Source organism: Novosphingobium sp. HNCC26BN242 (assembly GCF_057180525.1).
Window position 1 is genome coordinate 105,096 of record NZ_JBXUGM010000003.1, and the last position, 24,981, is coordinate 130,076.

26 protein-coding genes are annotated in these 24,981 nt (G+C 62.2%); 12 read left to right on the top strand and 14 right to left on the bottom strand.

What is annotated here, in order from left to right; translation table 11 throughout:
• Positions 1 to 4 precede the first annotated feature (4 nt).
• The 5 genes from AC2A1F_RS12630 to AC2A1F_RS12650 form a co-directional block, all read right to left on the bottom strand.
• The gene (locus tag AC2A1F_RS12630) at positions 5 to 520 is read right to left on the bottom strand and encodes a GNAT family N-acetyltransferase (protein ID WP_484209135.1); all 516 of its coding nucleotides are present in this window, start codon (positions 518 to 520) and stop codon (positions 5 to 7) included.
• A 4-nt stretch (positions 521 to 524) separates the two neighbouring features.
• The gene (gene pyrF, locus AC2A1F_RS12635; RefSeq protein ID WP_484209136.1) at positions 525 to 1,199 is read right to left on the bottom strand and encodes an orotidine-5'-phosphate decarboxylase; all 675 of its coding nucleotides are present in this window, start codon (positions 1,197 to 1,199) and stop codon (positions 525 to 527) included.
• Positions 1,196 to 1,510, bottom strand: coding sequence for a LapA family protein (locus tag AC2A1F_RS12640; protein ID WP_484209137.1), 315 nt, complete (start codon positions 1,508 to 1,510; stop codon positions 1,196 to 1,198). Before AC2A1F_RS12640 ends, pyrF begins: the two co-directional genes overlap by 4 nt.
• A 224-nt stretch (positions 1,511 to 1,734) precedes the next feature.
• Positions 1,735 to 3,051: an adenylosuccinate lyase gene (gene purB / locus AC2A1F_RS12645; protein ID WP_484209138.1), complete on the bottom strand. Its 1,317-nt coding sequence runs from the start codon at positions 3,049 to 3,051 to the stop codon at positions 1,735 to 1,737.
• 92 nt (positions 3,052 to 3,143) lie between these two features.
• Positions 3,144 to 5,111, bottom strand: coding sequence for an acyltransferase family protein (locus AC2A1F_RS12650; RefSeq protein ID WP_484209139.1), 1,968 nt, complete (start codon positions 5,109 to 5,111; stop codon positions 3,144 to 3,146).
• 95 nt (positions 5,112 to 5,206) lie between these two features.
• On the opposite strand from AC2A1F_RS12650, the gene AC2A1F_RS12655 reads away from it, so the two are divergent.
• Positions 5,207 to 5,329, top strand: coding sequence for an entericidin A/B family lipoprotein (locus AC2A1F_RS12655; RefSeq protein ID WP_484209589.1), 123 nt, complete (start codon positions 5,207 to 5,209; stop codon positions 5,327 to 5,329).
• On the opposite strand, the gene radC is transcribed toward AC2A1F_RS12655, so the two are convergent.
• Positions 5,330 to 6,067 (bottom strand): RadC family protein, encoded by a 738-nt coding sequence (gene radC, locus AC2A1F_RS12660; protein ID WP_484209140.1) that lies wholly within the window; start codon positions 6,065 to 6,067, stop codon positions 5,330 to 5,332. It abuts the gene before it with no gap.
• Positions 6,068 to 6,153: 86 nt separating this feature from the next.
• On the opposite strand from radC, the gene AC2A1F_RS12665 reads away from it, so the two are divergent.
• The 8 genes from AC2A1F_RS12665 to AC2A1F_RS12700 all read left to right on the top strand — a co-directional run bounded on the left by AC2A1F_RS12665 (position 6,154) and on the right by AC2A1F_RS12700 (position 12,876).
• On the top strand, positions 6,154 to 9,387 hold the full coding sequence (locus AC2A1F_RS12665) for an intermembrane phospholipid transport YdbH family protein (RefSeq protein WP_484209141.1): 3,234 nt from the start codon (positions 6,154 to 6,156) through the stop codon (positions 9,385 to 9,387).
• A complete protein-coding gene (locus tag AC2A1F_RS12670; protein ID WP_484209142.1) occupies positions 9,384 to 9,638 on the top strand; it encodes a YnbE family lipoprotein in 255 nt (84 codons plus the stop codon). The genes AC2A1F_RS12665 and AC2A1F_RS12670 overlap by 4 nt, the downstream gene beginning before the upstream one ends.
• Before the next feature lie 29 nt (positions 9,639 to 9,667).
• Entirely contained in the window at positions 9,668 to 10,066 is a 399-nt protein-coding gene (locus tag AC2A1F_RS12675; protein ID WP_484209143.1) for a YdbL family probable chaperone protein, read from the top strand.
• 218 nt (positions 10,067 to 10,284) lie between these two features.
• Positions 10,285 to 10,605 carry an AtpZ/AtpI family protein gene (locus AC2A1F_RS12680; RefSeq protein ID WP_292632182.1) on the top strand — a complete coding sequence of 107 codons (321 nt, stop codon included), beginning with the start codon at positions 10,285 to 10,287 and terminating at the stop codon, positions 10,603 to 10,605.
• Positions 10,606 to 10,644: 39 nt separating this feature from the next.
• Positions 10,645 to 11,427: a F0F1 ATP synthase subunit A gene (locus tag AC2A1F_RS12685; RefSeq protein WP_484209144.1), complete on the top strand. Its 783-nt coding sequence runs from the start codon at positions 10,645 to 10,647 to the stop codon at positions 11,425 to 11,427.
• Between the two features lie 46 nt (positions 11,428 to 11,473).
• Positions 11,474 to 11,701: a F0F1 ATP synthase subunit C gene (locus tag AC2A1F_RS12690; RefSeq protein WP_011444975.1), complete on the top strand. Its 228-nt coding sequence runs from the start codon at positions 11,474 to 11,476 to the stop codon at positions 11,699 to 11,701.
• 136 nt (positions 11,702 to 11,837) lie between these two features.
• The gene (locus AC2A1F_RS12695) at positions 11,838 to 12,332 is read left to right on the top strand and encodes a F0F1 ATP synthase subunit B family protein (protein WP_484209590.1); all 495 of its coding nucleotides are present in this window, start codon (positions 11,838 to 11,840) and stop codon (positions 12,330 to 12,332) included.
• A complete protein-coding gene (locus AC2A1F_RS12700) occupies positions 12,325 to 12,876 on the top strand; it encodes a F0F1 ATP synthase subunit B family protein (protein ID WP_484209145.1) in 552 nt (183 codons plus the stop codon). The genes AC2A1F_RS12695 and AC2A1F_RS12700 overlap by 8 nt, the downstream gene beginning before the upstream one ends.
• Positions 12,877 to 12,952: 76 nt before the next feature.
• On the opposite strand, the gene AC2A1F_RS12705 is transcribed toward AC2A1F_RS12700, so the two are convergent.
• The 5 genes from AC2A1F_RS12705 to rpsA all read right to left on the bottom strand — a co-directional run bounded on the left by AC2A1F_RS12705 (position 12,953) and on the right by rpsA (position 17,295).
• A complete protein-coding gene (locus AC2A1F_RS12705) occupies positions 12,953 to 13,237 on the bottom strand; it encodes a type II toxin-antitoxin system RelE/ParE family toxin (RefSeq protein ID WP_484209146.1) in 285 nt (94 codons plus the stop codon).
• Entirely contained in the window at positions 13,234 to 13,551 is a 318-nt protein-coding gene (locus AC2A1F_RS12710; RefSeq protein WP_484209147.1) for a type II toxin-antitoxin system ParD family antitoxin, read from the bottom strand. The genes AC2A1F_RS12705 and AC2A1F_RS12710 overlap by 4 nt, the downstream gene beginning before the upstream one ends.
• Entirely contained in the window at positions 13,548 to 14,573 is a 1,026-nt protein-coding gene (locus AC2A1F_RS12715; RefSeq protein ID WP_484209148.1) for a LacI family DNA-binding transcriptional regulator, read from the bottom strand. The genes AC2A1F_RS12710 and AC2A1F_RS12715 overlap by 4 nt, the downstream gene beginning before the upstream one ends.
• Before the next feature lie 44 nt (positions 14,574 to 14,617).
• Positions 14,618 to 15,382 carry a hydroxyacylglutathione hydrolase gene (gloB, locus tag AC2A1F_RS12720; RefSeq protein WP_484209149.1) on the bottom strand — a complete coding sequence of 255 codons (765 nt, stop codon included), beginning with the start codon at positions 15,380 to 15,382 and terminating at the stop codon, positions 14,618 to 14,620.
• Positions 15,383 to 15,588: 206 nt separating this feature from the next.
• Positions 15,589 to 17,295: a 30S ribosomal protein S1 gene (rpsA, locus tag AC2A1F_RS12725; protein ID WP_484209150.1), complete on the bottom strand. Its 1,707-nt coding sequence runs from the start codon at positions 17,293 to 17,295 to the stop codon at positions 15,589 to 15,591.
• Positions 17,296 to 17,700: 405 nt separating this feature from the next.
• Between rpsA and AC2A1F_RS12730 the strand changes: the two genes are divergently transcribed.
• The 3 genes from AC2A1F_RS12730 to AC2A1F_RS12740 all read left to right on the top strand — a co-directional run bounded on the left by AC2A1F_RS12730 (position 17,701) and on the right by AC2A1F_RS12740 (position 22,431).
• Positions 17,701 to 20,220: a TonB-dependent receptor domain-containing protein gene (locus AC2A1F_RS12730; RefSeq protein ID WP_484209151.1), complete on the top strand. Its 2,520-nt coding sequence runs from the start codon at positions 17,701 to 17,703 to the stop codon at positions 20,218 to 20,220.
• 97 nt (positions 20,221 to 20,317) lie between these two features.
• Positions 20,318 to 20,962, top strand: coding sequence for a LemA family protein (locus AC2A1F_RS12735; RefSeq protein WP_484209152.1), 645 nt, complete (start codon positions 20,318 to 20,320; stop codon positions 20,960 to 20,962).
• Positions 20,963 to 20,973: 11 nt separating this feature from the next.
• Positions 20,974 to 22,431, top strand: a complete 1,458-nt coding sequence (locus tag AC2A1F_RS12740; RefSeq protein ID WP_484209153.1) for a M48 family metalloprotease — start codon at positions 20,974 to 20,976, stop codon at positions 22,429 to 22,431.
• Between the two features lie 2 nt (positions 22,432 to 22,433).
• Here the strand turns inward: AC2A1F_RS12740 and AC2A1F_RS12745 are convergent, their stop codons facing one another.
• The 3 genes from AC2A1F_RS12745 to aroA form a co-directional block, all read right to left on the bottom strand.
• Entirely contained in the window at positions 22,434 to 22,838 is a 405-nt protein-coding gene (locus AC2A1F_RS12745; RefSeq protein WP_484209154.1) for a hypothetical protein, read from the bottom strand.
• Positions 22,839 to 22,960: 122 nt separating this feature from the next.
• Positions 22,961 to 23,587, bottom strand: coding sequence for a (d)CMP kinase (locus tag AC2A1F_RS12750; protein WP_484209155.1), 627 nt, complete (start codon positions 23,585 to 23,587; stop codon positions 22,961 to 22,963).
• Positions 23,584 to 24,909, bottom strand: a complete 1,326-nt coding sequence (gene aroA, locus AC2A1F_RS12755; protein WP_484209156.1) for a 3-phosphoshikimate 1-carboxyvinyltransferase — start codon at positions 24,907 to 24,909, stop codon at positions 23,584 to 23,586. The genes AC2A1F_RS12750 and aroA overlap by 4 nt, the downstream gene beginning before the upstream one ends.
• Positions 24,910 to 24,981 lie beyond the last annotated feature (72 nt).

The following is a 24,981-nucleotide window of genomic DNA, read 5'->3' on the forward strand; positions in this document are numbered from 1 at the left end:
CCGTTCAGCGCAGGCTTCGTTCCAGCACCACCATGCGGAAACGATCGGCGTCTCCATAAGGGAAGGGCCGCGTTTCGGCACTGCGGACATAGCCGCGCCGTTCGTACCATGCGATCAATTCGGTGCGCGCATCGATCACCGTCATTTCCATGATTTCGGCCCCGAACTCTTCTGCCGCCATATCTTCGGCATCGGCCAGCAGCGCGCGGCCAAGGCCTTCGGTCTGCAGATCAGGGTCAACACAGAGCATGCCAAGATAGGCGCGTGAACTGCCCAGATCGCGACCAAGATCGCGAATAGTCACCGTACCGGCCAGCTTGCCCTCGACTTCAGCCAGCAGCACGCGCGCGGCTTTATCGGCGATTGTTTCGGCCAGTTCGGCCTCGCTAGTGCGTTCATCGTCCAGCAGGTCCGCTTCATGCGTCCAGCCCAGCTTGGCCGTTTCGCCGCGATAGGCCTTTTCCACCAGCGCGCGCAGGCGCTGCACATCATGGGCTTTGGCAAGGGTAAAGCGAATCATCGGCTTATAGCGTACCTTCAATCGCGCGGGCGGCTGCAACGGGATCATCGGCGCGGCTGATCGGGCGGCCGATCACCAGTACACTGGCCCCGGCATCGCGCGCGGCGCGCGGGGTGACCGAACGCTTCTGGTCACCCAGCTTGCCATCAGCAGGGCGCAGGCCCGGCACCACGAAAAAGCCGTTCTTCCAGCGCTTGTGAATTTCACCCACTTCGTGCCCTGAACACACGATGCCGTCCAGCCCGGCTTCCTGCGCCAGATCGGCAAGACGCAGCGCCTGATCGTGAGCCGATCCGCTGATGCCCACGGTAGCCATGTCGCCGTCGTCAAGGCTGGTCAGCACGGTTACTGCCACAACCTTGCAATGCTCGCCCGCCGCTGCCTTGGCATCTTCCATCATCGCGCGACCGCCGCTGGCGTGGACCGTAACGATGGCAGGTTCCAGCACGTGGATAGACTGCATCGCGCCTGCCACGGTGTTAGGAATATCGTGCAGTTTCAGATCGAGGAAGATCGGCAGGCCCACTTTGGCCACTTCGTGCACGCCATGATGGCCATGCGCGCAAAAGAATTCCAGCCCCAGTTTCAGCCCGCCAACATGCCCCTTCACCTTGTGGGCAAGGGCAAGCGCGGCGTCGAGCCGGGGCAGATCGAGGGCAAGGTAGATCGGATTGCTCACAGGGTTTCGCTCTTCGTGGTTTCAGGGGATGCCGCATCCAGGCTGGTTGATGTCAGCGATGGCGCGGCCTTTACGTTCAATTGCGTTTCCAGCGTGGTGATGCGCCGGCTCATGCGCCAGCGCGTAGCGCGATACAGCAGCCAGGTGGGCACCAAACCCAACAGGAATGCGGCAATCACCAGCGCGGGCAGCCGGGTTTCCAGCAGCAAGCCATCCCAGATCCGCACTTCCACCGGCTGCCAGTTGGCCACCGTAAACGCGGCCAGCACGGCCACGACGAGAACCCAGAATATCGTGCGCAGCATTGCCATGCCTTTCGCTCCGTGAGCAGCCCGTCCTGACGTGTGCTTAAGGCAGCTTGGCGCAATTGGCCAGACCCTCGGACCTATGGGCTGCTTCACCGCCTTGCGTGGAATGCGCCCCCGCGAAGGCGGGGGCCTCAGGGTTGTTACGGGACGGTTGCGTTAGCTGCCCGAGGTCCCCGCCTGCGCGGGGACGCAACTATGTAGCAACTATGTAGTGATCGTACTCGCCTTCAAGCCTCGCCAAACACCCGTGCAAAGATCGTGTCGATGGCTTTGAAGTGGTAATCGAGGTTGAACTTGTCCTCGATCTGCTCTGCGCTCAGCACAGCGGTCACCTCAGGATCGGCTTTCAGCAGTTCCATCAGCGAAAGCTGCCCGTCTGATTCCCACACCTTCATCGCGTTGCGCTGCACCAAGCGGTACGAGGCATCGCGTTCCAGCCCCGCCTGCGTCAGCGCCAGCAGCACCCGCTGCGAGTGGACAAGGCCTCCCATCTTATCGAGGTTCTTCTGCATCCGCTCAGGATAGACCAGCAGCTTGTCGATCACCGAAGTGAGGCGGGCGAGGGCAAAATCCAGCGTGATCGTGGCATCTGGCCCAATAAAGCGCTCGACCGACGAGTGTGATATATCGCGCTCATGCCACAGCGCCACGTTTTCCAACGCAGGCGTGACGGCAGACCGTACCATCCGCGCAAGGCCGGTCAGGTTCTCGGTCAGCACCGGATTGCGCTTGTGCGGCATGGCCGACGAACCCTTCTGGCCCGGTGAGAAGTATTCCTCGGCCTCCAGCACTTCGGTGCGTTGCAGATGGCGCACTTCCACTGCAAGCCGCTCGATGCTGCTGGCGATCACGCCCAGCGTGGCAAAATACATCGCGTGCCGGTCACGCGGGATCACCTGCGTGGATACCGGCTCTACCGCGAGGCCCATCTTGTCGGCCACGTATTCCTCAACCGACGGATCGATATTGGCAAAAGTGCCCACCGCGCCGGAAATCGCGCAAGTGGCCACTTCTGCGCGCGCCGCGACAAGGCGCGCCCGGCAGCGGGTGAATTCGGCATAGGCTTCGGCCAGCTTCTTGCCGAATGTAGTTGGCTCAGCATGAATGCCGTGGCTGCGGCCGATGGTTGGGGTATATTTGTGTTCAAACGCGCGGCGCTTGATCGCTTCCAGAAGCGCGTCGATGTCGGCAATCAGCAGGTCTGAAGCCCGAGCCAACTGCACGCTGAGAGTGGTGTCGAGCACGTCGGAGCTGGTCATGCCCTGATGCATGAATCGCGCCTCCGGGCCGACCTGCTGCGCCACCCAATCAAGGAACGCGATCACATCATGCTTGGTCACCGCTTCGATAGCATCAATCGCGGCCACATCGATCACCGGGTTGGTTGCCCACCAGTCCCACAGCGCCTTGGCCCCGCTTGGCGGCACTACGCCCAGTTCGCCCAATTTCTCGGTCGCATGCGCCTCGATTTCGAACCAGATGCGATAGCGGGCTTCCGGCTCCCAGATCGCGGTCATGGCGGGGCGGGCGTAGCGGGGGACCATGTTCGACTCCAGTATCGTAGTGCTCGGGGCAAACGCAAAGTTCGTGCCCGCGCCGCTAGGGAAGGGGGCGCAGGATAGCAAGAGGGTGCGTATCAGCGGCCTGCGTGAGGTTTGTCAGCAGGTTCTGCCATTCGCGCTTCGATCACGGGAGCTATCCGGCCCACCACGCGGTTGGCGGCGAACCTGGTAAGATGCGACCAATCGCTGTAGAAAGACCGACCTTGCCGCACCAGCGCGCAACCTTGCGCATCGCACAGGACCTCTTCAGGATCGTAGTACGTCGTCTTGGGAAGCTGTTGGGCCAGATCCTTTAGCAGCGGATTGATGCGATGCCCTTCGGCCATGTGGCGGTCGAAGGACGTGGGGCAAATGACATTCATATAGGCAAGGCAGCGCAGATAGCCGCCATCCATTTGCGAACCTGCGGCCAGCGCCGTCGGCACATTGCCGACAAGAACCAACCTGGTTGAAGCAGGAAGGCTTGCCCGCACTTGCCGGATACCCTCGCGTAGCGCTGCCCACCCTGTGCCCGAACTTTGTCCTGCCTTGCGCAAAGATCCGCGCTCGAACAGTTCCCGGTCCCAACGTTGCGCCCAGACGACTGTTCCAACCCTGCGGTCCCTTGCCAATGACTCCAAGTCTTGCGGCAGCCGCGCGCAGGCTTCGGTATCGGGGGACGAATCATCGCGGCTGATGGCATTGGGAAGTGAAAGGCAGCCCGGCACGGTCAATGCCGCGCTATTCCCGAACCGCTCCTTCAGGGCCGGAAAATATTGCCAGCCATGACTATCGCCATAAACGACAAGATCGATCGGCGCAGACCCGGCAGGGATCGCAACACCTTCATCGCGGCCCGGCGGCGTCTCGTTGGCCAAGGTCACACTTGCGGCATAGCTGCGCGGCGTCAGCCATCGCAGGTGCCCGGAAAGGCCAAGGCCAATCGTGATCGCAAGGCCAGAAGCGCAGAACACGGTAAGCATCCATCTGCTTTGCAGGACTTTGCCGGAGCGCACGGGCTGTTCAATCCAAGCCAGCGATGCAAAGCCCAGCAACAACGAAAGCGCGATTGCCGTTGCCGTCATCCACCAAGGCGGCTCGCCAAACCAGATGTAGTCAGCCGTTGCCAGCAGAGGATTATGCCACAGATAGATGCCATACGATGCCAGGCCGATTGCCGTCAAAGGCCTGAACGAAAGCATTTTTCCGGCAAGGCACTTGCCGCTGCCGTAACGCAGGATTAGCGCGGCCCCGCACACTGGCAGCAACAAGGCCCATCCCGGCGTCGATTGCGGCACGGCAAACGCAAAGCCAGTGACAATCAGCGCAACGCCGGTAAGGCCCGCTATACCCGATGCCCTTCGCGGCGCTGGCAAAGCGGCGCACAGCGCACCTGTCAGCAATTCCCATGCCCGCGTTGGCAAAGAGAAAAAGGCAAGCGGTTGGTTTATCGGAAGCAGCCACAGCGCCAGCATCAAAGAACCGAGGGCAAGAGTTGCGAGGCCCGCCAGCAAAACCGGCTTCCACCGCGTTTTATGCTGCAGAGCCAGTAAGCCCAGCAGCAACAGTGGATAGAGCAGGTAGAACTGCTCCTCAGCAGACAGACTCCACATATGCAGCAACGGAATCAGGCCTTCGTCGCTATCGAAATAGTCGGTGCGACGGGCGAAGAGCATGTTCGCCGCAAAGCCCGCACTCGCTGCGAGTGCTGCTGAAAACTGCCGGAAATCGGCCGGAATCATGACGAACCAGGCCAGCAGCAGGCTTACTGCAAAGACCGGCAGCAAGGCGGGCAAAAGGCGCCGCGCGCGCCGCTCGTAAAAACGGATAAGCGAAAATCCGGTCGTATCGCGGCGAGCACTCAGAATGGCCAGCGTAATGAGGTAACCGCTGATGACGAAGAATACGTCCACTCCGGCAAAGCCCCCGCCAAAGCCCGGCACCTTGGCGTGAAACAGGACCACTGGCAGCACCGCCACGGCCCGCAGCCCTTCGATTTCACGCCTGTGCTGCAATGATCGCCCGCCCTCTGCCGGAATGCAGGCTTGATGGCGGATCGTCATCGTTGGCGCAACCGGCCTATGCCTTTGGCCTCAATTGCCAGCGCGTCGCTGCCGCGATATGCGACTATCGTTCAGTATTCTGGAGCAGTTGGATGATGCGCAAAGTTCTGGTTATCGCCGTGCTCGGGCTTTCGGTCGCTCTGGGTGGTTGCAACACCGTGAAGGGTTTGGGCCGCGATATCGAATCTGTGGGCAAGGCTGGCGAAAAGGCAATTTGATCAGATCAGCCCTTTGGCCTTCAGCGAGGTATGCCCTTCGCGCCCGATGATGATGTGATCGTGCACCGTCATCCCCATAAGCCGCGCTGCTTCGGTAATCTTGTGGGTGATCTGAATGTCAGCGCGGCTGGGCTGCGGCGATCCTGATGGATGGTTGTGGACGAGGATCATAGCTGCTGCGCCCACGTCCAAACCTTTCTTCACCACCTCGCGCGTGTAGATGGGGCTTTCGTCCAGCGTGCCATCGCCCACCAGATGATCGAGGATCAGCATGTTCTGCGTATTGAGATAGAGCACACGCACCCGCTCCACGTTTAAATGCGCCATATCGATGTGCAGATAATCCAGCAGCGCCTGCCAGTTTGATAGCACCGGCTGTTCACGCACCGTGATTTTTGCCAGACGCCGCGCGGCCACCCCCACGATATAAAGCGCCGCTGCGCTTGTCTCGCCCATGTTGGGATGCAGCGCCAGCGCTTGGGGATCTGCATTAAGCACCCCTGCAAGGTTGCCGAAGCGCTGCACCAGTGATCGCGCGATTGGCTTGGTATCGATGCGCGGGCGAGCGACCATCAGCAGGTATTCGATTAGCTCATGATCGGCCAGCGAATCGTCGCCTCCTTCCAGCAACCGCTTGCGCAGCCGCGCGCGATGGCCGCTGGGATCGCCGCCGTCGAACGAGGCTTTCTTGCCCTTTGCAGGCTCTCGTTCAGGAAAGAGTTGGGTGTGGTCGGCCATGCATCCCCCCGCGGGCACCGAAAAGGTGCTGGCGCGTTCCACGCCGTGCATTGCCCAAGCCGCGGGAGTGCGCAAGAAGGGGGCAGATGGCAGATCGTTTCGAAATGGCGGAATCCGGCGCTGAACAAGGCGTCAATCCTGCCCTTGCGCGCTCGCGAAATTGGCGACGCGCGGGGTTTTCAGCGCTTGCCTTGGTCGCCTTGGCAGGCGGCGGTCTGTGGCTGTCAAAGGAGCGTCTGGCCGACCGAATCATCGTGGGCCAACTTGCCGCTTATGGCCTGCCCGCCACTTATGAGATCGAAAGCATCGGCCCCGGCCAGCAGGTCCTGACAAAGCTCGTTGTCGGCGATCCCAAGCGCCCGGACCTGACCGTGGAACGGGCGGTGGTTTTGATCCGCTATCGCTGGGGCGCGCCTTATATTGGCGACATAACCCTCATTCAGCCAAAGCTTTACGGGCAATACCTCAACGGGAAACTGAGTTTTGGCGCGCTGGATAAAGTGCTGTTCGCGCCCAAAACCGATAATGCCCCGTTCGCATTGCCCAAGCTTGATCTGACCATTCAGGACGGACGCGGCCTGATGCTGACCGATTTCGGCAAGATCGGCCTTGCGATGGAAGGGCGCGGTGCACTGCAAGACGGGTTCACCGGAACCCTTGCCGCCACGGCACCTAGCTTCGCTCTGGCGGGATGCACGGCAAGCGCCGCGCAATTGTTCGGCAAAATCAGCGTCCGGCAAGAGCGCCCCTCGTTCACCGGGCCTTTGCGGCTGGCAAACCTTGCCTGTGATGGCGGAGTGCGTAGCGGACCGCTGACCGCTGAGCTGGATGCGCTGGCCGACAAGGATTTTGCAGGCGTCACCGGAAATGCAGCAGTGCGTGGGCAAAAGCTGGCCTTCCCCGGCGTCACCGCCGAATCTCTCGCGCTCGACACGCGGCTTGCCTTGCGTGATGGCGCATTGAGCGGACGGATTGAGGCCAATGCCGGCAGCGTGGCCAGCAACGGCGTCCGTTTTGGCCTGCTTGGTATCGATGGCGCCATTCGCGCCCGCGATGGCATGAACCGGGCAGAATTTCGCGGCACCTTGCAGGGGGAGGGCTTGCGGCAGGGCACCGCGCTGCTCGGCGCTCTCGATGCTGCCCAGCGCAGCGCCAGCGGCACCCTGATGGCCCCGATGCTCGCGCAGATGCGCGCCAGCCTGACCTCGGAAGAGCGCGGCAGCCGCCTGACTGGCGAAGTCACGCTGCGCCGCAATGGCAATGCGCTTTCGCTCGTGGTGCCGCAGGCGCAGTTGACCGGCGGCAGCGGGCAGGCCTTGCTCAACCTTTCCCGCTTCCAGCTTGCCAGCGCCAGCGCTGATGGCCCGCCGCTGCTGGCGGGCAACATCACGACGGGCGGCGCGGGCCTACCTCGCATCACCGGACGGATGGAGCGCGGCCGCGCCGGACAGGCCCTGTTCCGCCTCGCGCTCGCGCCTTGGCGGGCTCAAGGCGGATCGCTCGCCATCCCGGAAATGATGATCGCGCAAGTGCCGGATGGTTCGCTCGGCTTTTCGGGCACCGCCCAGGTTTCCGGGGCGATTCCGGGCGGTTCGGTGCAGAACCTCATATTGCCTGTGAACGGCAGCTATGGCGCGCGCGGTGATCTGGCACTGTGGAAGCGCTGCGTTCAGGCGCGGTTTGACCGGCTGGAGCTTGGCAGCGTCGCGCTTGATGGCAACACGCTGGCGCTCTGCCCGCCGGGCGGTGCGGCCATCGTGCGTAACGGCCAGTCTGGCCTGCGCATTGCTGCGGGAACCCCTGCTCTCAACCTGACCGGAAGCCTTGGCGACACCCCGGTGACTTTGACGACCGGCGCGGTTGGCTTTGCCTGGCCCGGCACGTTGAATGCTAAAGCCGTCGACGTGACGCTCGGTCCCCCCGAAAACGCCGCGCGTTTCCGCCTCGCCGATCTCGATGCACAGCTTGGCAGGGATTTCACCGGCCGCTTCGGTGGGGTGGAGGCCAGCCTTGCCGCTGTACCGCTCAATCTTGCCAACGCCTCGGGCCAGTGGCGCTTTGCCGATGGCAGGCTCTCGCTGACCGCCGCAGGCTTTGATCTGACCGACCGGCTCGATCCCGCGCGCTTCGAACAGCTGCGTAGCGATGGCGCGACGCTGACGCTGGCCGACAATCGCATCACCGCCAATGCCTTGCTGCGCGAAGCAAAGACGATGCGCGAAGTCGGCTCGGCTGCGATCCGCCACGATCTGAACACCGGCACCGGCCATGCCGACCTCTCAGTGCCAAATCTGGTGTTCGACAAGGGCTTCCAGCCTGCACAGCTCACGCGGCTCGCGCTCGGCGTTGTCGCCAATGTTGAAGGCAAAGTCACCGGCACCGGCCGCATCGACTGGAACCCGCGCACCGTCACCAGCACCGGCAACTTCGGCACCGACACCATGGACCTTGCCGCCGCTTTCGGCCCGGCCAAGGGCCTGAAGGGGCGCATCGAATTCACCGATCTGCTCGGCATGGTCAGCGCGCCGCACCAGAAGGTGACCGTTGCCTCGATCAACCCCGGCATCGAAGTAAACGAAGGCGTGATCGATCTCACGCTCCTGCCAGACCAGGTCCTGCGCCTGCATGATGCGCGCTGGCCGTTCCTCAACGGCACGCTGGTGCTGGAACCCACCGACCTCCGCCTCGGTATTGCTGAAGCGCGGCGCTACACGATGACCGTCATCGGCATCGATGCGGCCAAGTTCATCGAAAAGATGGAACTGGGCAATCTTTCAGCCACCGGCATTTTCGATGGTCAATTTCCGCTGGTGTTCGATGCCAACGGGGGGCGAATTGAGGAAGGTACGCTGCTGTCGCGCGCGCCGGGAGGCAACGTGTCTTATGTCGGCGCGCTGACGTATGAGAATATGGGTGCAATGGCCAACTTTGCGTTCGATGCGCTCAAATCGCTTGATTACAAGACGATGGCCATTGCCATGCGCGGCGATCTTGAAGGTGATATCGTCACGAACGTGAAGTTCGATGGGGTGAAGCAAGGCGTTGGGACAAAAAGAAACTTCATTACCAAACAGGTTGCGAACCTGCCGATCCAGTTCAATGTGAACATCCGCGCGCCGTTTTATCAGATCATGACGTCGTTCAAGGCCATGTACGACCCGGCCTTCGTCAAGGACCCGCGCACGCTGGGCCTCGTCGATGCGCAGGGGCGCGCGCTCCAGCGCTTTGGCAATGGCGTGCGCCCCGGCGGCACTCCCGTTATCGTGCTGCCCGGACAACAACAGAACATTCAGCCTGCAGAAAGCGGAACACTGCCATGAGGAACCCGGAATTGACCCGATCCGCGAACCCTGCAACGAACTGGCGCATGGAAAACGGATCACATTTCAGGCATCGCGCCCTGTTCGCGCTGCCGCTGATGGGGGCTTTGGCTATGGCTGGCTGCATCTCGGTGAACGCACCAGACAAGCCGATCGTGATCGAACTCAACATCAACATCAAGCAGGAGGTCGTGTACCGGCTCGCACAAGACGCGAACGCCACGATCGAGAGCAACCCGGACATCTTCTGATGCACCCGGCAGGTTTGAGGATAATGACCATGGCCACACTTTCGATGCGCAAGAGTTTCGCCACGCTGGCTGCAACCGGCCTTGCGCTGGCCGCAATCGCCATGCCTGCGGCCGCGCAGAATCGCGATCCGGCCTACGCCGCCGCGCGTGCTGCCGGTCAGGTGGGGGAGAAGATGGACGGCTATCTGGGCTTCGTCACCCCGGCGGCTCCTGCCCTGCGTGCCGTGGTTGAAGATATCAATATCAAGCGCAAGGCCGTCTATGCCGAAAAGGCGCAGGCTAACAAAGCCACCGTCGAAGAGTATGCTCTCACGTCAGGCTGCCTTTTGATCGCACAGACGAAGCCGGGTGAGAAGTATCAGGCGCCTGATGGCTCATGGCAGACGCGCGGTAACGGCCCTCCGCTGCGTGATTCGCGCTGCCCGTAAGGCAAAGGCACGCATACGAATCGCCAGCCGAAAACACTGGCTTTTGCGCCCTTCCTCGCAGTTGCGGGGGAGGGCGTTCGCATTTGCACTCGTCCCATGGTCCAGACACGGTTTGTGACGGTTGACTCGCATCTACCCCCCGCCTAAGGGGGCGGCGCCCTCGGCGGTGATACGTCGTTTATGCTGCACTTTGGTCGGGCAACTGACAGGAGAGAAGCATGGATGAAGAACCGTCCGGGATTGAGCCTATCGGCGAGGATGCGCGGATCGACGCGCTCGACAAGCGGCTGAAAGCCCTTCGAGAGCGGGAAGAGGAGCGCAACCGGCCAAAGGCAGGCGGGGAAACCGATGCGAATTACCGCATGGGCAACCGCGTGCTGGCGGAGCTGATCGGGGGTCTTGCAGGCGGCGCGTTCATCGGCTGGGTCATCGACCAGTTCGCCGGAACAAGCCCTTGGGGGTTATTGGTGATGCTGTTCATGGGGGTCGTCGTGGCCTTCCGCAACATCATCCGAATTTCGAGCCGGCGCCCCGAATAGGGCGCTGTTGTTGTATTCGACTGATACGGGGTTTTGCGCGTGGCCGAAGGCAAGGTCGATCCGGTTCACCAGTTCACGATTGAGACCCTTTTCGGGACCGAGAGCTGGGCTATCGGGGGGTACAACATCGCGTTCACCAATTCGGCGCTGTGGATGGCAATCACCACCGCTGCGATCGTGGTGTTTGTAGCTGGCGGTGCCAAGCAGCATCTTGTACCGGGCCGCTGGCAGATGGCCGTCGAAGGGCTTACCGGCTTTGTCGACAACCTGCTGATGGCTAACATCGGCAAGGCTGGCCGCAAGTACCTGCCTTATGTGTTCTCGCTCTTCGCCTTCATCCTGTTTGCCAACATGCTTGGCCTGATGCCGCTGGCGCTGGTCGGGGTTCACCCGTTCACGGCCACCAGCCACTTCACGGTCACCGGCGTGCTTGCAGTGATGAGCTTTGCCATCGTGCTCGGCGTCGGCTTTGCCAAGCATGGCCTTCACTTCTTCTCGCTGTTCGTGCCGCACGGCACACCTGTGCTGATGATCCCGATCATTTTCCCGATAGAGCTGATCTCGTTCATGGTGCGCCCGTTCAGCCTCGGCCTGCGTCTCTTCGTGGCGATGATGGCCGGGCACGTGCTGCTCGAAGTGCTCTCGGGCTTCGTCATCTCTGGCACCAATGCTGGCGTTGGCATCTTCTTCCTCGCGGCCCTTCCCAGCTTCGTGCTGATGATCGGCATCTGCGCGCTCGAACTTCTGGTGGCAGGCATTCAGGCCTATGTCTTCGCCTTGCTCACCTGCGTCTATCTGAACGACGCCGAGAACCTTCACTAATAACCCGCAACACTTATCCAGACGGATTGAAAAGGAGTTTTTTGACATGGACGCAGAAAGCGCAAAGCTGCTCGGTGCTGGTCTCGCTGCTGTTGGTGCAGGCCTTGCCTCGCTCGGCGTGGGCAACGTGTTTGCCAAGTTCCTCGAAGGCGCGCTCCGTAACCCCGGCGCCGCTGATGGCCAGCAGGGCCGCCTGTTCATCGGCTTCGCCGCCGCCGAACTTCTGGGCCTGCTCTCGTTCGTCGTCGCGATGATCCTGATCTTCGTCGCCTAAGACTGACAAATGACTGACCGGACGATTGCGCCAACCGGCGCAGTTGTCCGGCACGCAAACGGGCAACATCATGTCTCTTCTCGTGCAGCTTGCCTCAGCCGCAGCAAACCTTCCTTCTCCTGAAAAGAAGGGCGGCATGCCGCAGATCACCCAGTTGGCAGACACTTATGCGGGCCAGATTTTCTGGTTGCTGGTGTTTTTCGGCATCGTCTTCTTCGTGATCGGCCGGGGCATGCTGCCCAAGGTCGTCTCCACGATGGACGGCCGCGACAAGCAGATCGCCGATGACCTTGCCGCTGCCGAAGCTGCACGGGCCGCCGCCGATGCGCAGGAAGAGGCATGGCGCGTTCAGGCCAACCAGCAGCGCGCTGCCGCCCAGGCCGTTATCGCTGCGGCCAAGGCTGATGCCGCCAAGACTACCGAAGCCAGCCTCGCTGCTGCTGCGGCGCGCATTGACGCGACCGTGACAGCCGCCGAAGCCAGCATTGCCGCTGCTCGCGCTGCGGCGCTGGGCGAAGTGGAAGGCGTCGCCGCCGAAGCCGCGCAGGATATCGCAAGCCGCATCGCCGGCCTGTCGATCCCTGCCGATGAAGCCCGCGCCGCCGTGAAGGGAGTTCTCGCGCATGGCTAATCCGGTTGAAACAACCGCTGTGGTCGAACACGGTGCCGCCGCCGAACACCACGTCGAACCTTCTGCGCTGGGCCTCGGGCCAAGCGCATGGGTCGCGCTGTCGATGGCCATCTTCCTTGGTATTCTTGTTTACAAGAAGGTTCCAGGTCTGATCGTCGGCGGGCTCGACAAGCAGATCGGCGCAATCCGCAAGCAGCTCGATGAAGCCAAGGTGCTCCGCGCCGAAGCCGAAAAGCTGCGCGCTGAATACGCTGCCAAGATCGCCAACGCCGAAAAGGACGCGGCGTCGATGGTCGAACATGCAAAGACCGAAGCCGCCGCGATCATCGCCAAGGCCGAAGCCGACGCTGCCATGACTATCACCCGCCGCGAGAAGATGGCGTCCGACAAGATCGCCGCCGCCGAACGCGCCGCCGTGGACGACCTGCGCGCCAAGGCCGCCGAAGCCGCCACGGCTGCAGCCCGCCAGCTGATTGCCACGAACCACTCCGCCGGAGCCGACAAGGCGCTGGTAGATGGAGCCATCGCCGGTCTGGTGAACTGATCTGCTAACCGCGCATCAGGGCTGAAAGAATACGAGACCCCTTCCGGTGAAAGCCGGGAGGGGTTTTTGTTTGCTATTAAAGGTGACGCTCAACGTCCTGTTTGCCATGCAGGATGCGGATGATTTCAACCTCATCTTTCGTCATGCGGTAGTAGATCATGTGTGAACCACAGCGGTTTTTGAATAGACCCGCTCTAACACTAACCCTGCCGGTTCTGATGCCGCGCGCTATGTTTTCGCAGGCGTCCTGCAAGTTGTCCGTATAGCTCTCAGCTTGATCCACAGACCACTGTTCAGCCGTGTAATCCCAGATCTTATCAATGTCTGCATAAGCTGCTGGCGAAAACCGCAGAGCTTTCATCGTTCCTCGAATTCCCGACGTTTGCGCGCCTTAAACTCATCGAAATCGAACGGCTGCGGCTGACCTGATTCTTCGCCTTCGATCAGAGCCTGCTCAAGCGCCCGCACCTTGGCCTCATGGTCTTCAAGCAGCCGAAGACCCGCCCGCACGACATCGCTAGCCGAACCATAACGTCCGGTCTTGACCTGTGAGGCGATGAAATTGGTAAAGTGTTCACCAATGGTGACGGACGTGTTGCGCGGCACAATCGACCCTTTCAAAAAGGAGAGTACCAAAAAGTAATACAAATGCCGTCGATCTTCAAGCGGCCTCAAGCCCGCGTAGACCCCCGTATCACCAACCGCACCGGCACGCGCCGCCCAGATCCTTCCGTCCCGTTTATCTTCGCCAGCAACTGCTCCACCAGCAGCGCGCCAGCCATCTGGAAGTCGGGTTCGATCGAGGTGAGGGGAGGGGTAGACCATGCGCCCGCACGGATGCCGTCAAAGCCGATGATGCCCACCTGATCGGGGATGGCATAGCCCCGCGCCGTCAATTCCTTCAGCGCGCCGAGCGCCATTTCGTCGCACACCGCAAAGATCGCGTCGAACGGCTCTCCGCTTTCGGCCAAGGCAATCGCCGCAAGCCGCCCCTGCTCCTCGCGCGCCAGCCCGCTGTCCACCTGTTGCAGCCGCGGCTCCAGCCCGGCTGAGAGCATGGCCTCGGCATAGCCTTCATAGCGCTCCTGAAACTGCCGCTGCGGCGATGTGGCCGAACCGATGCACACGATCTGCTTGTACCCGCGCACCAGCAGGTGCCGCGTGGCCAGCGTTGCGCCTGAAAGGTTGTCGCTGCGCACCCACGGCATGTCGTTGTCGGGCGATCCCCAGCAGGTCCAGTGCGTGCCCTGCGGCATGTCACGGAAATAGTCCCACGCCTTTGTATTCGTGGTCGTGCCGATCACGATCATCCCATCGGCTTTGCGCCGCTCCTGAAAGTGCCCCCAGAAGTTCTCTGGCGCATCCTGAAACGCCACCAGCGTCTCATACCCGCGCGCCGATGCCGCCGCGCACGTGCTGCCCAGCAGCGAGAAATAGAACGGGTTGATGTCCTTGCGGTCCTGCGCCTCGCGGCAGATCATCACCACCGCCAGCGTGCCCGTGCGCCCGCGCCGCAGCCGCGCCGCGTTCTCGTCCACCTGATAGTTCAGCCGCCGCGCTGCCTCGATCACGCGCTGGCGCGTCGGCTCACTGATCGATGTATCGCCTGCCAGCGCACGGCTTACCGTGGATTGGCTCACGCCCGCCGCCTCGGCCACGTCGAACGACGTTACACGGATGATCTTCCTGTCGTTCACCAAAATACGTCCCCCGGGTCAGCCTGTCCTTAGCAGGAACAGCGTCAGCGGAAAGTGTCCTTGGCGGTGCGCAACGCGGCAAATGTCTCCACCGGGGATGCACCGCCCCATCGGTCGGCCATGTCCGCATCATCCGCACGCAGGAACGGGTTGGCGGCCAGTTCGGCACCAAGCGTGGTCGGTACCGTCCACTCACCCCGAGCACGCTTCTCTTCCACCTCATCGGCATAGGCCAGCAAGGCCGCATTGTCGGGATCGGCAAACACCGCAAATCGCGCGTTGGCCTGCGTGTACTCATGCGCGCTGTAAAGTGTCGTCTCCACCGGCAAAGCCTTCAGCCGGGAAAGGCTGGCCCAGAACTGATCGGGCGTCCCTTCAAACATGCGCCCGCAGCCTAGCGGAAACAAAGCGTCGCCCACGAACGCCACCGCCGCCTCAGGCACATGATAGGCGATGTGCCCCAACGTGTGCCCGCCGACATCGATCACGTGTGCAGAGTACGCCCCAAGCGCGACCACATCGCCCTGTGTCACCACTCGGTCCACACCTGCAATCTTCGCCGCGTCCCCCGCAGGCGCCACGATCAAACAGCCCGTCGCCGCCTTGATCGCCCCGTTCCCGCCCGCATGGTCAGGATGCCAGTGCGTGTTCCAGATCTGCGTAATCCTCCACCCTTTCGCCTCCGCCTCGCGCAAGTAAGCCTGCGCATCAGGCGTATCGATGCACGCCGTCTCCCCGCTCGCAGGGTCATGCACAAGGAAGCCGTAGTTGTCGGACAGGCACGGGAACTGGTGGATCTGTAGTGTCATGCCCTCAGCTTAGCCGCCTGCGCGCCACAAAGCAAAAGCCCGCCCGGATTTCTCCGGACGGGCCTTGCTTTGTCTCACCAACCGCTCCCCCGCCCTTCGGCTGGCTGGCAAGCCAGCCGCTCAGGGTAAACTCGGGGGCCTCAGTCGGCGTGGCGCTTGGTGGCCTGAGGTCCCCGCCTTCGCGGGGACGCACAAGCTGAACACTCTTAGTTGCGAGCCTTCAGCGCCGCACCCAGGATGTCGCCCAGCGAAGCGCCGGCATCCGACGAACCATACTGTTCCACCGCTTCCTTCTCTTCATGGAGCTGACGCGCCTTGACCGAGAAGTTGGGCTTCTTCGAACGGTCGAAGCCGGTGACCATCGCATCGAGCTTCTGGCCAACCTGGAAGCGGTCGGGACGCTGTTCGTCACGATCACGGCCCAGGTCCGAACGCTTGATGAAGCCGGTTGCGCCGTCTTCGCCAGCCTGCACTTCAAGCCCGCCATCGCGCACTTCAAGCACGGTCACCGTGGTCACTTCACCGCGGCGCAGCGATCCGGTTGCGCTTGCAGCAACGCCACCGGCGGCCGGAGCACCCTTTTCAAGCTGCTTCATGCCAAGGCTGATGCGTTCCTTTTCCACATCCACGTCGAGCACGACGGCCGAAACCTGCTCGCCCTTGCGGTGCAGGGCCAGCGCGTCTTCGCCCGAGATGCCCCATGCGATATCCGACATGTGGACCATGCCGTCCACGTCGCCGTCCAGACCGATGAACAGGCCGAACTCGGTGGCGTTCTTGACTTCGCCTTCCACGGTCGAACCGACCGGGTGCTTGTCTGCAAACGCTTCCCACGGGTTCTGCTGTGCCTGCTTGAGGCCAAGCGAGATACGGCGCTTGTCGCTGTCGACTTCGAGCACGAGCACGTCGACTTCCTGTGAGGTCGAAACGATCTTGCCGGGGTGGACGTTCTTCTTGGTCCACGACATTTCCGAAACATGGACCAGGCCTTCGATGCCAGCTTCCAGTTCCACGAACGCGCCGTATTCGGTGATGTTGGTGACAACGCCCGAAAGCTTTGCACCCACCGGATACTTCGCAGCCACGCCATCCCAAGGATCGCTTTCCAGCTGCTTCATGCCCAGGCTGATGCGCTGCGTGTCCTGGTTGATGCGAACGATCTGCACCTTCACCGTGTCGCCGATGGCGATCACTTCCGAAGGATGGTTCACGCGCTTGTAGCTCATGTCCGTCACGTGCAGCAGGCCGTCGATGCCGCCAAGATCAACGAACGCACCGTAATCGGTGATGTTCTTGACCACGCCGTCGATGATCTGGCCTTCCTTGAGGTTCATGATCAGGCCCGAACGCTGTTCGGCGCGGGTTTCTTCGAGGACTGCGCGGCGCGAAACCACGATGTTGCCACGGCGGCGATCCATCTTCAGGATCTGGAACGGCTGGGGCATGTCCATCAACGGGGTCACATCGCGCACGGGGCGGATATCGACTTGCGAACCAGGCAGGAACGCCACGGCGCCGTCGAGGTCGACCGTGAAGCCGCCCTTCACGCGGCCGAAGATCACGCCTTCAACGCGCTTGCCTTCGCCGAATTCGTTTTCAAGCTTGTCCCATGCGGCTTCGCGGCGAGCGCGGTCGCGCGAGAGCATCGCTTCGCCGTCAGCGTTCTCGACGCGGTCGACATAAACTTCCACTTCATCGCCGACCGAAAGGCCGTGCGGCTGGCCGGGCGAGGCGAATTCACGCAGGGCAACGCGGCCCTCGCTCTTCAAACCTACGTCGATGACGGCCTTGTCGTTTTCAATTGCGGTAATGGTGCCTTTGACGACGCGGCCTTCAAAGCCACCGTTGGCGGCTCCGCCAAGCGATTCGTCAAGCATCGCGGCGAAATCGTCGCGCGACGGATTGGTAGCCATATTCAAAGCTTCCTGTAACAAGTATCCCGGCCAGGCGGTTGTTTCCGCCGGTCTTTCCTCCACGTGCCGCACCATGCGAACCGTGGGCCAAAAAGGGCCGAACTGCCCACGGAGCCGGATGCTGCCGAAGGCATCCGATCTGGCCAAGGCCATTGCGGACCGCCGGCGCTTAGGCGGAGGGCTCAGGAAAAGCAAGGAAAATGGGGCTGATCGGTTGCTCTGTGCCTGCGGCGGCTTGGAGCGTGCGCGTGGTGTAGCGCTTCGTTAACCATAGCGGTGCGGTTTTCCCTAGCGCCACCCCCTAGGCGCGCTTTCACAAGTGCAAACACCCTCGGGACTATCAGGCAACACGCAACCCATCGATCTACGCTGGAGGTTGTGCCGAAACGACTGGGGGAACCTGCCATGAGACATCTGAAAACCTTGCTCGCCCTTACGCTCAGCGGGGTCCTTTCCGCGCCAGCCTTGGCCGATGACGGAGGCAGGAATATTACCGACGCGCAGACCGGGGCCGACACCGGCAACGAGAGCAAGACCGTGGATGCCGATGTGGCCAAAGCGAAACCGGTCGCCGAAATCTTCTCCACCGGCATGGCCAAGGGCCGCGACCGGCTCGACAGCGCAACATCGACCTCTTCGCTGAAGGGCGACGATATCGACCGCTTCGGTCCGCGCCCGCTGGGCGATGTGCTGCGGACCATGGCGGGCCTGCGCGTGGCCACTGGGATTGGCGAGGGCAACAACAACTACACCGTGCGTGGCCTGCCGCTGGCTGCTGGTGGTTCGAAGTATATGCAGTTTCAAGAAGATGGCCTGCCGGTGCTCGAATTCGGCGATCTCTTCAACGTAGCCACCGACGTCTATCTCCGAAACGATTTCACCGTGAATGCGATCGAGACGATCCGCGGGGGCTCTGCCTCGACTTTTGCCTCAAACTCGCCGGGCGGGATCATCAATGTCATCTCGCGCACTGGCGAACAGGAAGGTGGCCGCGCACAGATCACCGCTGGGCTCGACTTCGATGAAAAGCGGCTCGATTTTGATTATGGTGCCAAGCTGGGTGAGAATACCCGCTTCCACATCGGTGGCTTCTACCGGCAGGGCACCGGCCCGCGCGACATCGGCTTCACCGGCTGGCGCGGTGGCCAGATCAAGGCCAACATTACCCGCACGTTCGAAGGCGGCTACATCCGCGCCTACTTTAAGGTGCTCGATGACCGCTCGCCAACCTTTGCCCCTTACGCTGTAAACATCACCGGCACCAACGAGGCTCCGGTGTTCAGCAGTTTTCCCGGCTTCGACTTGCGCCAGGATTCGACGCTGTCGCCATTCCTCGGCCCGGTCGTAACGCTTGATCGCAACAACCAGCCCGTCGCCCTGCCGATCAATACCGGTCAGAGCGCCAAGTCGCGCTCAATCGGCTTTGAAGCATCGTTCGAACTGGGTGACTGGACCATCACCGAACGCGCGCGCTATGCGGTCAACGGCGGCGATTTCAGTCGCATGTTCCCCAATCGTCAGAACACCGTTTCTGCCTTCGCCAACTCGATCGGTGGGCCCGGGTCGACTGCTGCCTACGCCAGCGGCCCGCTTGCCGGGCAAGCCATCCCGAACGGCAGCATGATCAACGGCAATGGCCTCCTTTCGCTGTATTTCGTCAGCTTCGTTCAGGCCAACTCGCTCGACAACTTCACCAACGACTTGCGCGCCACCCGCGTGTGGGATGTGGGCGGCGGCAAGCTGACCACCACCGGCGGCCTTTACCTTGCCACGCAGGAACTCGACACGACATGGCTTCACACCGCGATGATCGTGGACGCGGCAGGCGATGGCCAGACCGCGCAGGTCGATATTTTCAACGCCGCAGGCCAACCGCAAACGCTTAACGGCTATTTTGCCTTCGGGCGTGAATCCAGCCTGTTCCGGCGCATCTTCAAGGTCGATTACCGCGTGCTCGCACCTTATGGTTCGCTCAACTTCCACGTTGGCAAACTCGCCATCGGCGGCAGCTTGCGGTACGATACCGGGCGGGTGCGCGGGCAGTTGTTCGGTGCAGATCTGGGCGGCGGGCGTGCAGGCCTGACCAGTTTCGATTTCAACCGCGATGGCACAATCAATCCGGCTGAGACACGCACCGCGTTCCTGCCGCTCGATCGGCCTGCGCCGGTCAATTACGACTATGGCTACCTGAATTATTCAGCGGGTGTGAACTACCGCGTGGCCGAACCCTTCTCGGTCTTCGCCCGCTATAGCCGCGGGGCGCGTGCTGCGGCCGACAAAATCCTGTTCACCCCCACCGTCGATGCGCTGACCGGCAATGTCGCAGCGCCTGATCGGCAGGACACGGTGATCCAGTACGAGGCTGGCTTCAAACTTCGCCGCGGTGGCATCACCGTTAACGGCACGGTGTTTCATGTCGAGGCCGAGGACCAGAATGTCCTTAACGGCGCGGCCAACGCTACCGACCGCACTTACACAGCCGAAGGTGTCGAATTGGAAGGCAACTTCACCCACGGGCCATTCAACCTGATGCTGGCGGCAACTTATACCAAGGCCAAGATCACCGAGGACCGGCTCAACCCCGCGCTGACCGGCAACGAGCCGCGCCACCAACCAGACTGGGTGCTTGTCGCCGTGCCGCAGATCGATTTTGGCACATTTGCTGCCGGGGCCAACATTGTCACGATCACCGGGTCCTATGCTCAGGACAGCAACCTCCTGCGCATGCCGGGCTTCACCACCGTGGGCGCCTTTATCGAGGCTCAGCCCGCCGGGAACCTGCGGTTGACGGTCAGCGCGCAGAACCTGTTCAACACGCTCGGCATCTTCGAAGTCAACCAGGCCAGCGTTCCGGCAAATGGCATCGGCTTTGCCCGCGCAGCAAACGGACGGACGGTGCAGACATCGCTGCGCTTCGCCTTCTGAGGATAGTCGCTTGCTAATCTGCCGGTCTGGCGGCGTTTAACCGTCTGCAAAGGAAGTGCAGATTATCCTGTCGCCACGATTGGCAGGGGACTGGCACGTGGCGACAGCACAACAGGATAAGACATTTTCGGAAGCAACCCGAATTTTTGATCGATCGGTCGATTCGACCAACTTCCTGCTTGATCTGTGGTGGCTTTGGCTGCTGGTGATCGTGGTGGTGCTGGCCCTGCTGAAGCTGCGGAGCCAGCATGCCTTGCTGGGCGAACTGGACGAGCGCTGCGGCGCGGCCTTTGGTGATATCGACGCCATTCTGGCCGAACGGCACGAACTGATCCCCAACCTGATCGCCACGACCAAAGGCTTCGCCGCGCAGGAGCACAAGGTGCTGAGCGATGTGATCGACGCGCGCGCCCGCGCGATGGCCTCTGCCGGGAACGCTCGGCTCGAAGCGGAACTGCAGGTCGGGCAATCGCTGAACAACCTGTGGGCGATCACCGAGAACTATCCTGAATTGGCCAGCTCCGTGCATTTCCGCGAGTTGCGGGCCGAAATGGTGCGGATGGAAGACCGGATCAATGCCGCGCGCAAGTTTTACAACCTGTCGGTGGAAGAGCTGAACGCGGTGCGCCGGTCCTTCCCCTACAACCTGATCGACGGCATGGCCAAGACAGCGCGGCACGAGAAGTTCAGCCTGGGCGAAAAGCGGGCGCAGTATAGCGAACCTGTAGTCGCCTCGTTCTGAAGGCGGCGAAGATGGCGGCGGAACTGCAAGCTGGCGGCGCACCTTTGGCAGCGCCGGGCGGGTTAACCGGGGGTGGCGCAAAAGGCTTCGTCACGCATACGCACGAAAACCGGAACCGCTTCTGGCAGGTATTCGGGCTCTATGTGCTGTCGGTCCACATGATCGGTGGGCTGGTGGCGATGCTGCCACTGCTGATGTTCGATCCGGCGCACGTGATCCTCGTCGATCCTGTGGGCTACTTTGTTCGCTATGGCCTGCCGATGACCGCGATTTCAGCGGCGCTGTTCGTGTGGCTCTATGGCTCGCACGCCGAGGCGATCCGCACCAAGCTTTCGGTGCAGGATGTGTCGCGGATCGATGAGCGGCGATTTATAGACATTGCTGAAGAGCAGTGCATTGCGCTGGGCATCCGTGCCCCGCGCTTCGGCATCATCGAAGTGGCACAGCCCAATGCGTTGGCCGTTGGCGAAGGGCCGCAGAAAGGCCTGATCGCGGTGACCCGGGGCCTGTTGCAACAGTTGGATGACGATGAACTGGCGGCAGTGCTGGCCAACCTTGCCTCGCAAATCCGCAATGGCGATACGCGCGTCTTGGCGGCAAACTTCGCATTGATGCGCACAGCAGTGCTGCTGCAGGTGAATAACGTGTTTCGCATAGAGGACTGGCGGCAACTGATCATCGTGGTCTTCCTGCCGCCTTTTCTGACGATCCTGCTGCTATCGGGCATGATCACCAAGGCTTCGTTGGAAATCGCACGGATGGCGCGGCGCAGCGTGAAGCTTTCGCGCTTTCATATCGCTGATGCCGACGCCATCCGCGTGACACACCGGCCCGATGCGCTGCATTCGGCGCTGGCAAAGATCGGCGGCAAAGGCGCTTTTGCAGGCAGTGAACCGTTTGACGATGTGCTGTTCGATGGGCGCAGTGACACCGATGGGGGAAGCCATCCGGCGGTGCTCGAAAGGCTGCAGACGATCACGCAACTAAGCGGCGCATTGATGCAACCGGGCCGGGCGCGGCGCGATACTCGCAACGGCGCTGCCGGGGGCTTACCGGCAGAAGGGCGCGTACGGTTCGGGCGGCGGTATAGCGCAGAGCATTTCGTCCCGGTGGCCCCGCCCGAGGAAAAGCCGCGTGAAAAGCCCCCATTGATCGATAACAATGCGTTGCTGGTCATGATGCTGACTGACTGGAAGGGCTACAAAGCCTACGTCTCGCAGTGCAACGACTGGTTCGAATGGCGCACCAAGGATGATCGCAACCTGTTCGGCCTGAAGCCGGAATTGCGCGTGCCGGTTGCGGCGGTCATGGCGGCCTTGCTGGTGTTCCACTGGCCTGCCGATGGCAACTGGCGCAAATATGCGAACACGTTCAACCCGGTATCCATGGCCGCGATGTTCGGCGGCATGAACATGGGCGGGACGTTCTGCAACAACAGTTCAGGCACAAGCAACGATTGCGCCCGATAGGATTACATGACGCGCTTGCGGCCAAATGTCGGTGCACCAGGGACGTCGCGCGTTTCGGATGCAGCTTCAGGCGCAGGTGCGGCAGCGTCAGAGGCCTGACGCTTGGCCAGATGGCGAGCGATCACGGCATCTGCATCGAAGTCCGTGCGCGGTTCTTCATCCCACTTGTTGGTCTTTAACGCTGCTGCCGCTGGCGTGGTGGCGGTGAATCCTACGCGCAACAGGCTCACCATGCCGCCAAGCCCCGCCAGCATGGCAAAAGTAGCCGTGCCGATAACGGTCGGCATGCCGGGGCCAGCCTCGCCCAACTCATGCCACTGCCACGCACAATAGCCCCAGAATGCGGCAAAGCCGAAGGCGATCATGGCCCGGACCATGTGACCCATGCTCTGGAACAGCTTCAACATGACGGCGCTCCTCGACTGCCTGCTATGCTGGCAGAAAGTCCCGCATCACGATTAAGATTGCGCTAATTCGCTTTGGGTCGCCTCTTTGCGACCCACAGCAGCAAGGATCGGCCAGCCTGCGTTCAGCGCGCCGCCATCTGCTTTTCTACCAGCGCAATTGCCATCGCCACCGCCATCTCCTTCGTCAGTTTAGATGTATCCAGCAACGCTGCGCCTTCGGCCTGCCGCAACGGTGCCTCCGTCCGGTTCCGATCGCGCTCGTCGCGTGCGGCCAGATCGGCTTCAATCGCCTCGCGTTCCACATCTTTGCCCAGCCCGCGCATCTCAACCCAGCGCCGCATCGCGCGCGCGCTGACACTGGCGGTGACGAACAGCTTGGCGTCCGCGTGGGGGGCAATCACGGTGGCAATGTCGCGTCCGTCCAGCACTGCGCCACCGGGCTGGTTCGCAAAGGCCTGCTGCCGCGCCAGCAGCGCCGCGCGCACGGCAGGATGCACCGAAACACGGCTGGCATAGCCGCCGGCTTCTTCGCTGCGCAGTTCGGGATCGTCCAGCACGCTTTCCGCAAAATCGCAGGCTGCCAGCGCGGCGGGCGCATCATCGGGATTGCCGCCGCTCAGCATCACCTGCCGACCCACCGCGCGATAGAGCAGGCCTGTGTCCAGATGCGGCAGGCCGAAATGCGCGGCCAGCGCCTTGGCAATGGTGCCCTTGCCTGAAGCGGTCGGGCCATCCACGGCGATGATCATGCGGCTCTGGCTCCGTCGAGCAGGCTCTCGAACACCGGAAAGCTGGTGGCGATGGGCCGCGTGTCGTCCACTTCCACGCCGCGCTTGCTGGCAATGCCGGCAATCGCCATGCTCATGGCAATGCGGTGGTCAAGGTGTGTGACGACGCGTGCGTCCTCGGCGGTGCCGGGCAGCGGATCGCCGCCGGTGCCATCGATGATCAGTCCGTCTTCGGTCTCGGTCACGATCGCGCCCACCAGTTCCAGCGCAGCGCGCATCGCGCTGATCCGGTCGCTTTCCTTCACGCGCAGTTCTTCAAGGCCGGTGGTCACCGTGCGCCCCTTGGCCAGCGCGGCGGCCACGAACAGCACCGGGAATTCGTCCACCATGCTCGGCACCACGGCGGGGTCCACATCAATGCCGGTCAGCAGCGAATGGCGCACGCGCAGGTCGGCCACCGGCTCGCCGCCCACATCGCGCCGATCCAGTTCCTCGATGCTCCCGCCCATCAACCGCAGCACATCGAACAGCGCTGCACGCGTGGGGTTCAGCCCCACGTTCTCCACCACAAGGTCAGACCCTTCGACCAGCAGCGCCGCCACCACAAAGAACGCGGCAGACGATGGATCGCCCGGCACCACAATATCCTGCGGCTTCAGTTCCGCCTCACCACGCACGCGGATCACCCGCGCGCCGTCATCGGCCAAATCAACCGTCAACTCCGCACCAAACCCGCGCAGCATCCGTTCCGAATGGTCGCGCGTGGGGATCGGCTCGATCACGGTGGTGATCCCTGGTGTGTTCAGCCCGGCAAGCAGAATGGCGCTCTTCACTTGCGCCGATGCCACCGGCAGCCGGTATTCAATGGGCACCGCAGGCGAAATTCCGCGCAGGGTGAGGGGGAGCCGCCCGCCGGGGCTGGCGGTAAACTCCGCGCCCATTGTGGACAGCGGATCGATCACGCGCCCCATCGGCCGCTTGGACAGCGAACCATCGCCCACGAACGTCGCGGTAATCGGATGCGTGGCGACAAGCCCCATCAACAGCCGCGTGGACGTGCCGGAATTGCCCATGTCGAGCGCACTTTGCGGTTGCAGCAGCCCGCCCACGCCCACGCCGTGCACGTGCCACATACCGTCTGCATCGCGCTCAATCGTTGCGCCCATCGCGCGCATGGCGGCCGCAGTGGAAAGCACGTCCTCGCCCTCCAGCAGCCCGGTCACCCGCGTCTCGCCCACCGCCAGTGCGCCCAGCATGATTGAGCGGTGGCTGATCGATTTGTCGCCCGGCACGCGGATGCGGCCCTTCAGCGGGCCATTGGCGGTGAAGCGGCGGGGGCGCATTTGCGCAAGGTCGTGTGAGGACACGTTCAAGTCTTTCGCATTGGGGAGGGCCAATAAAGCGCGCGGCTTTTG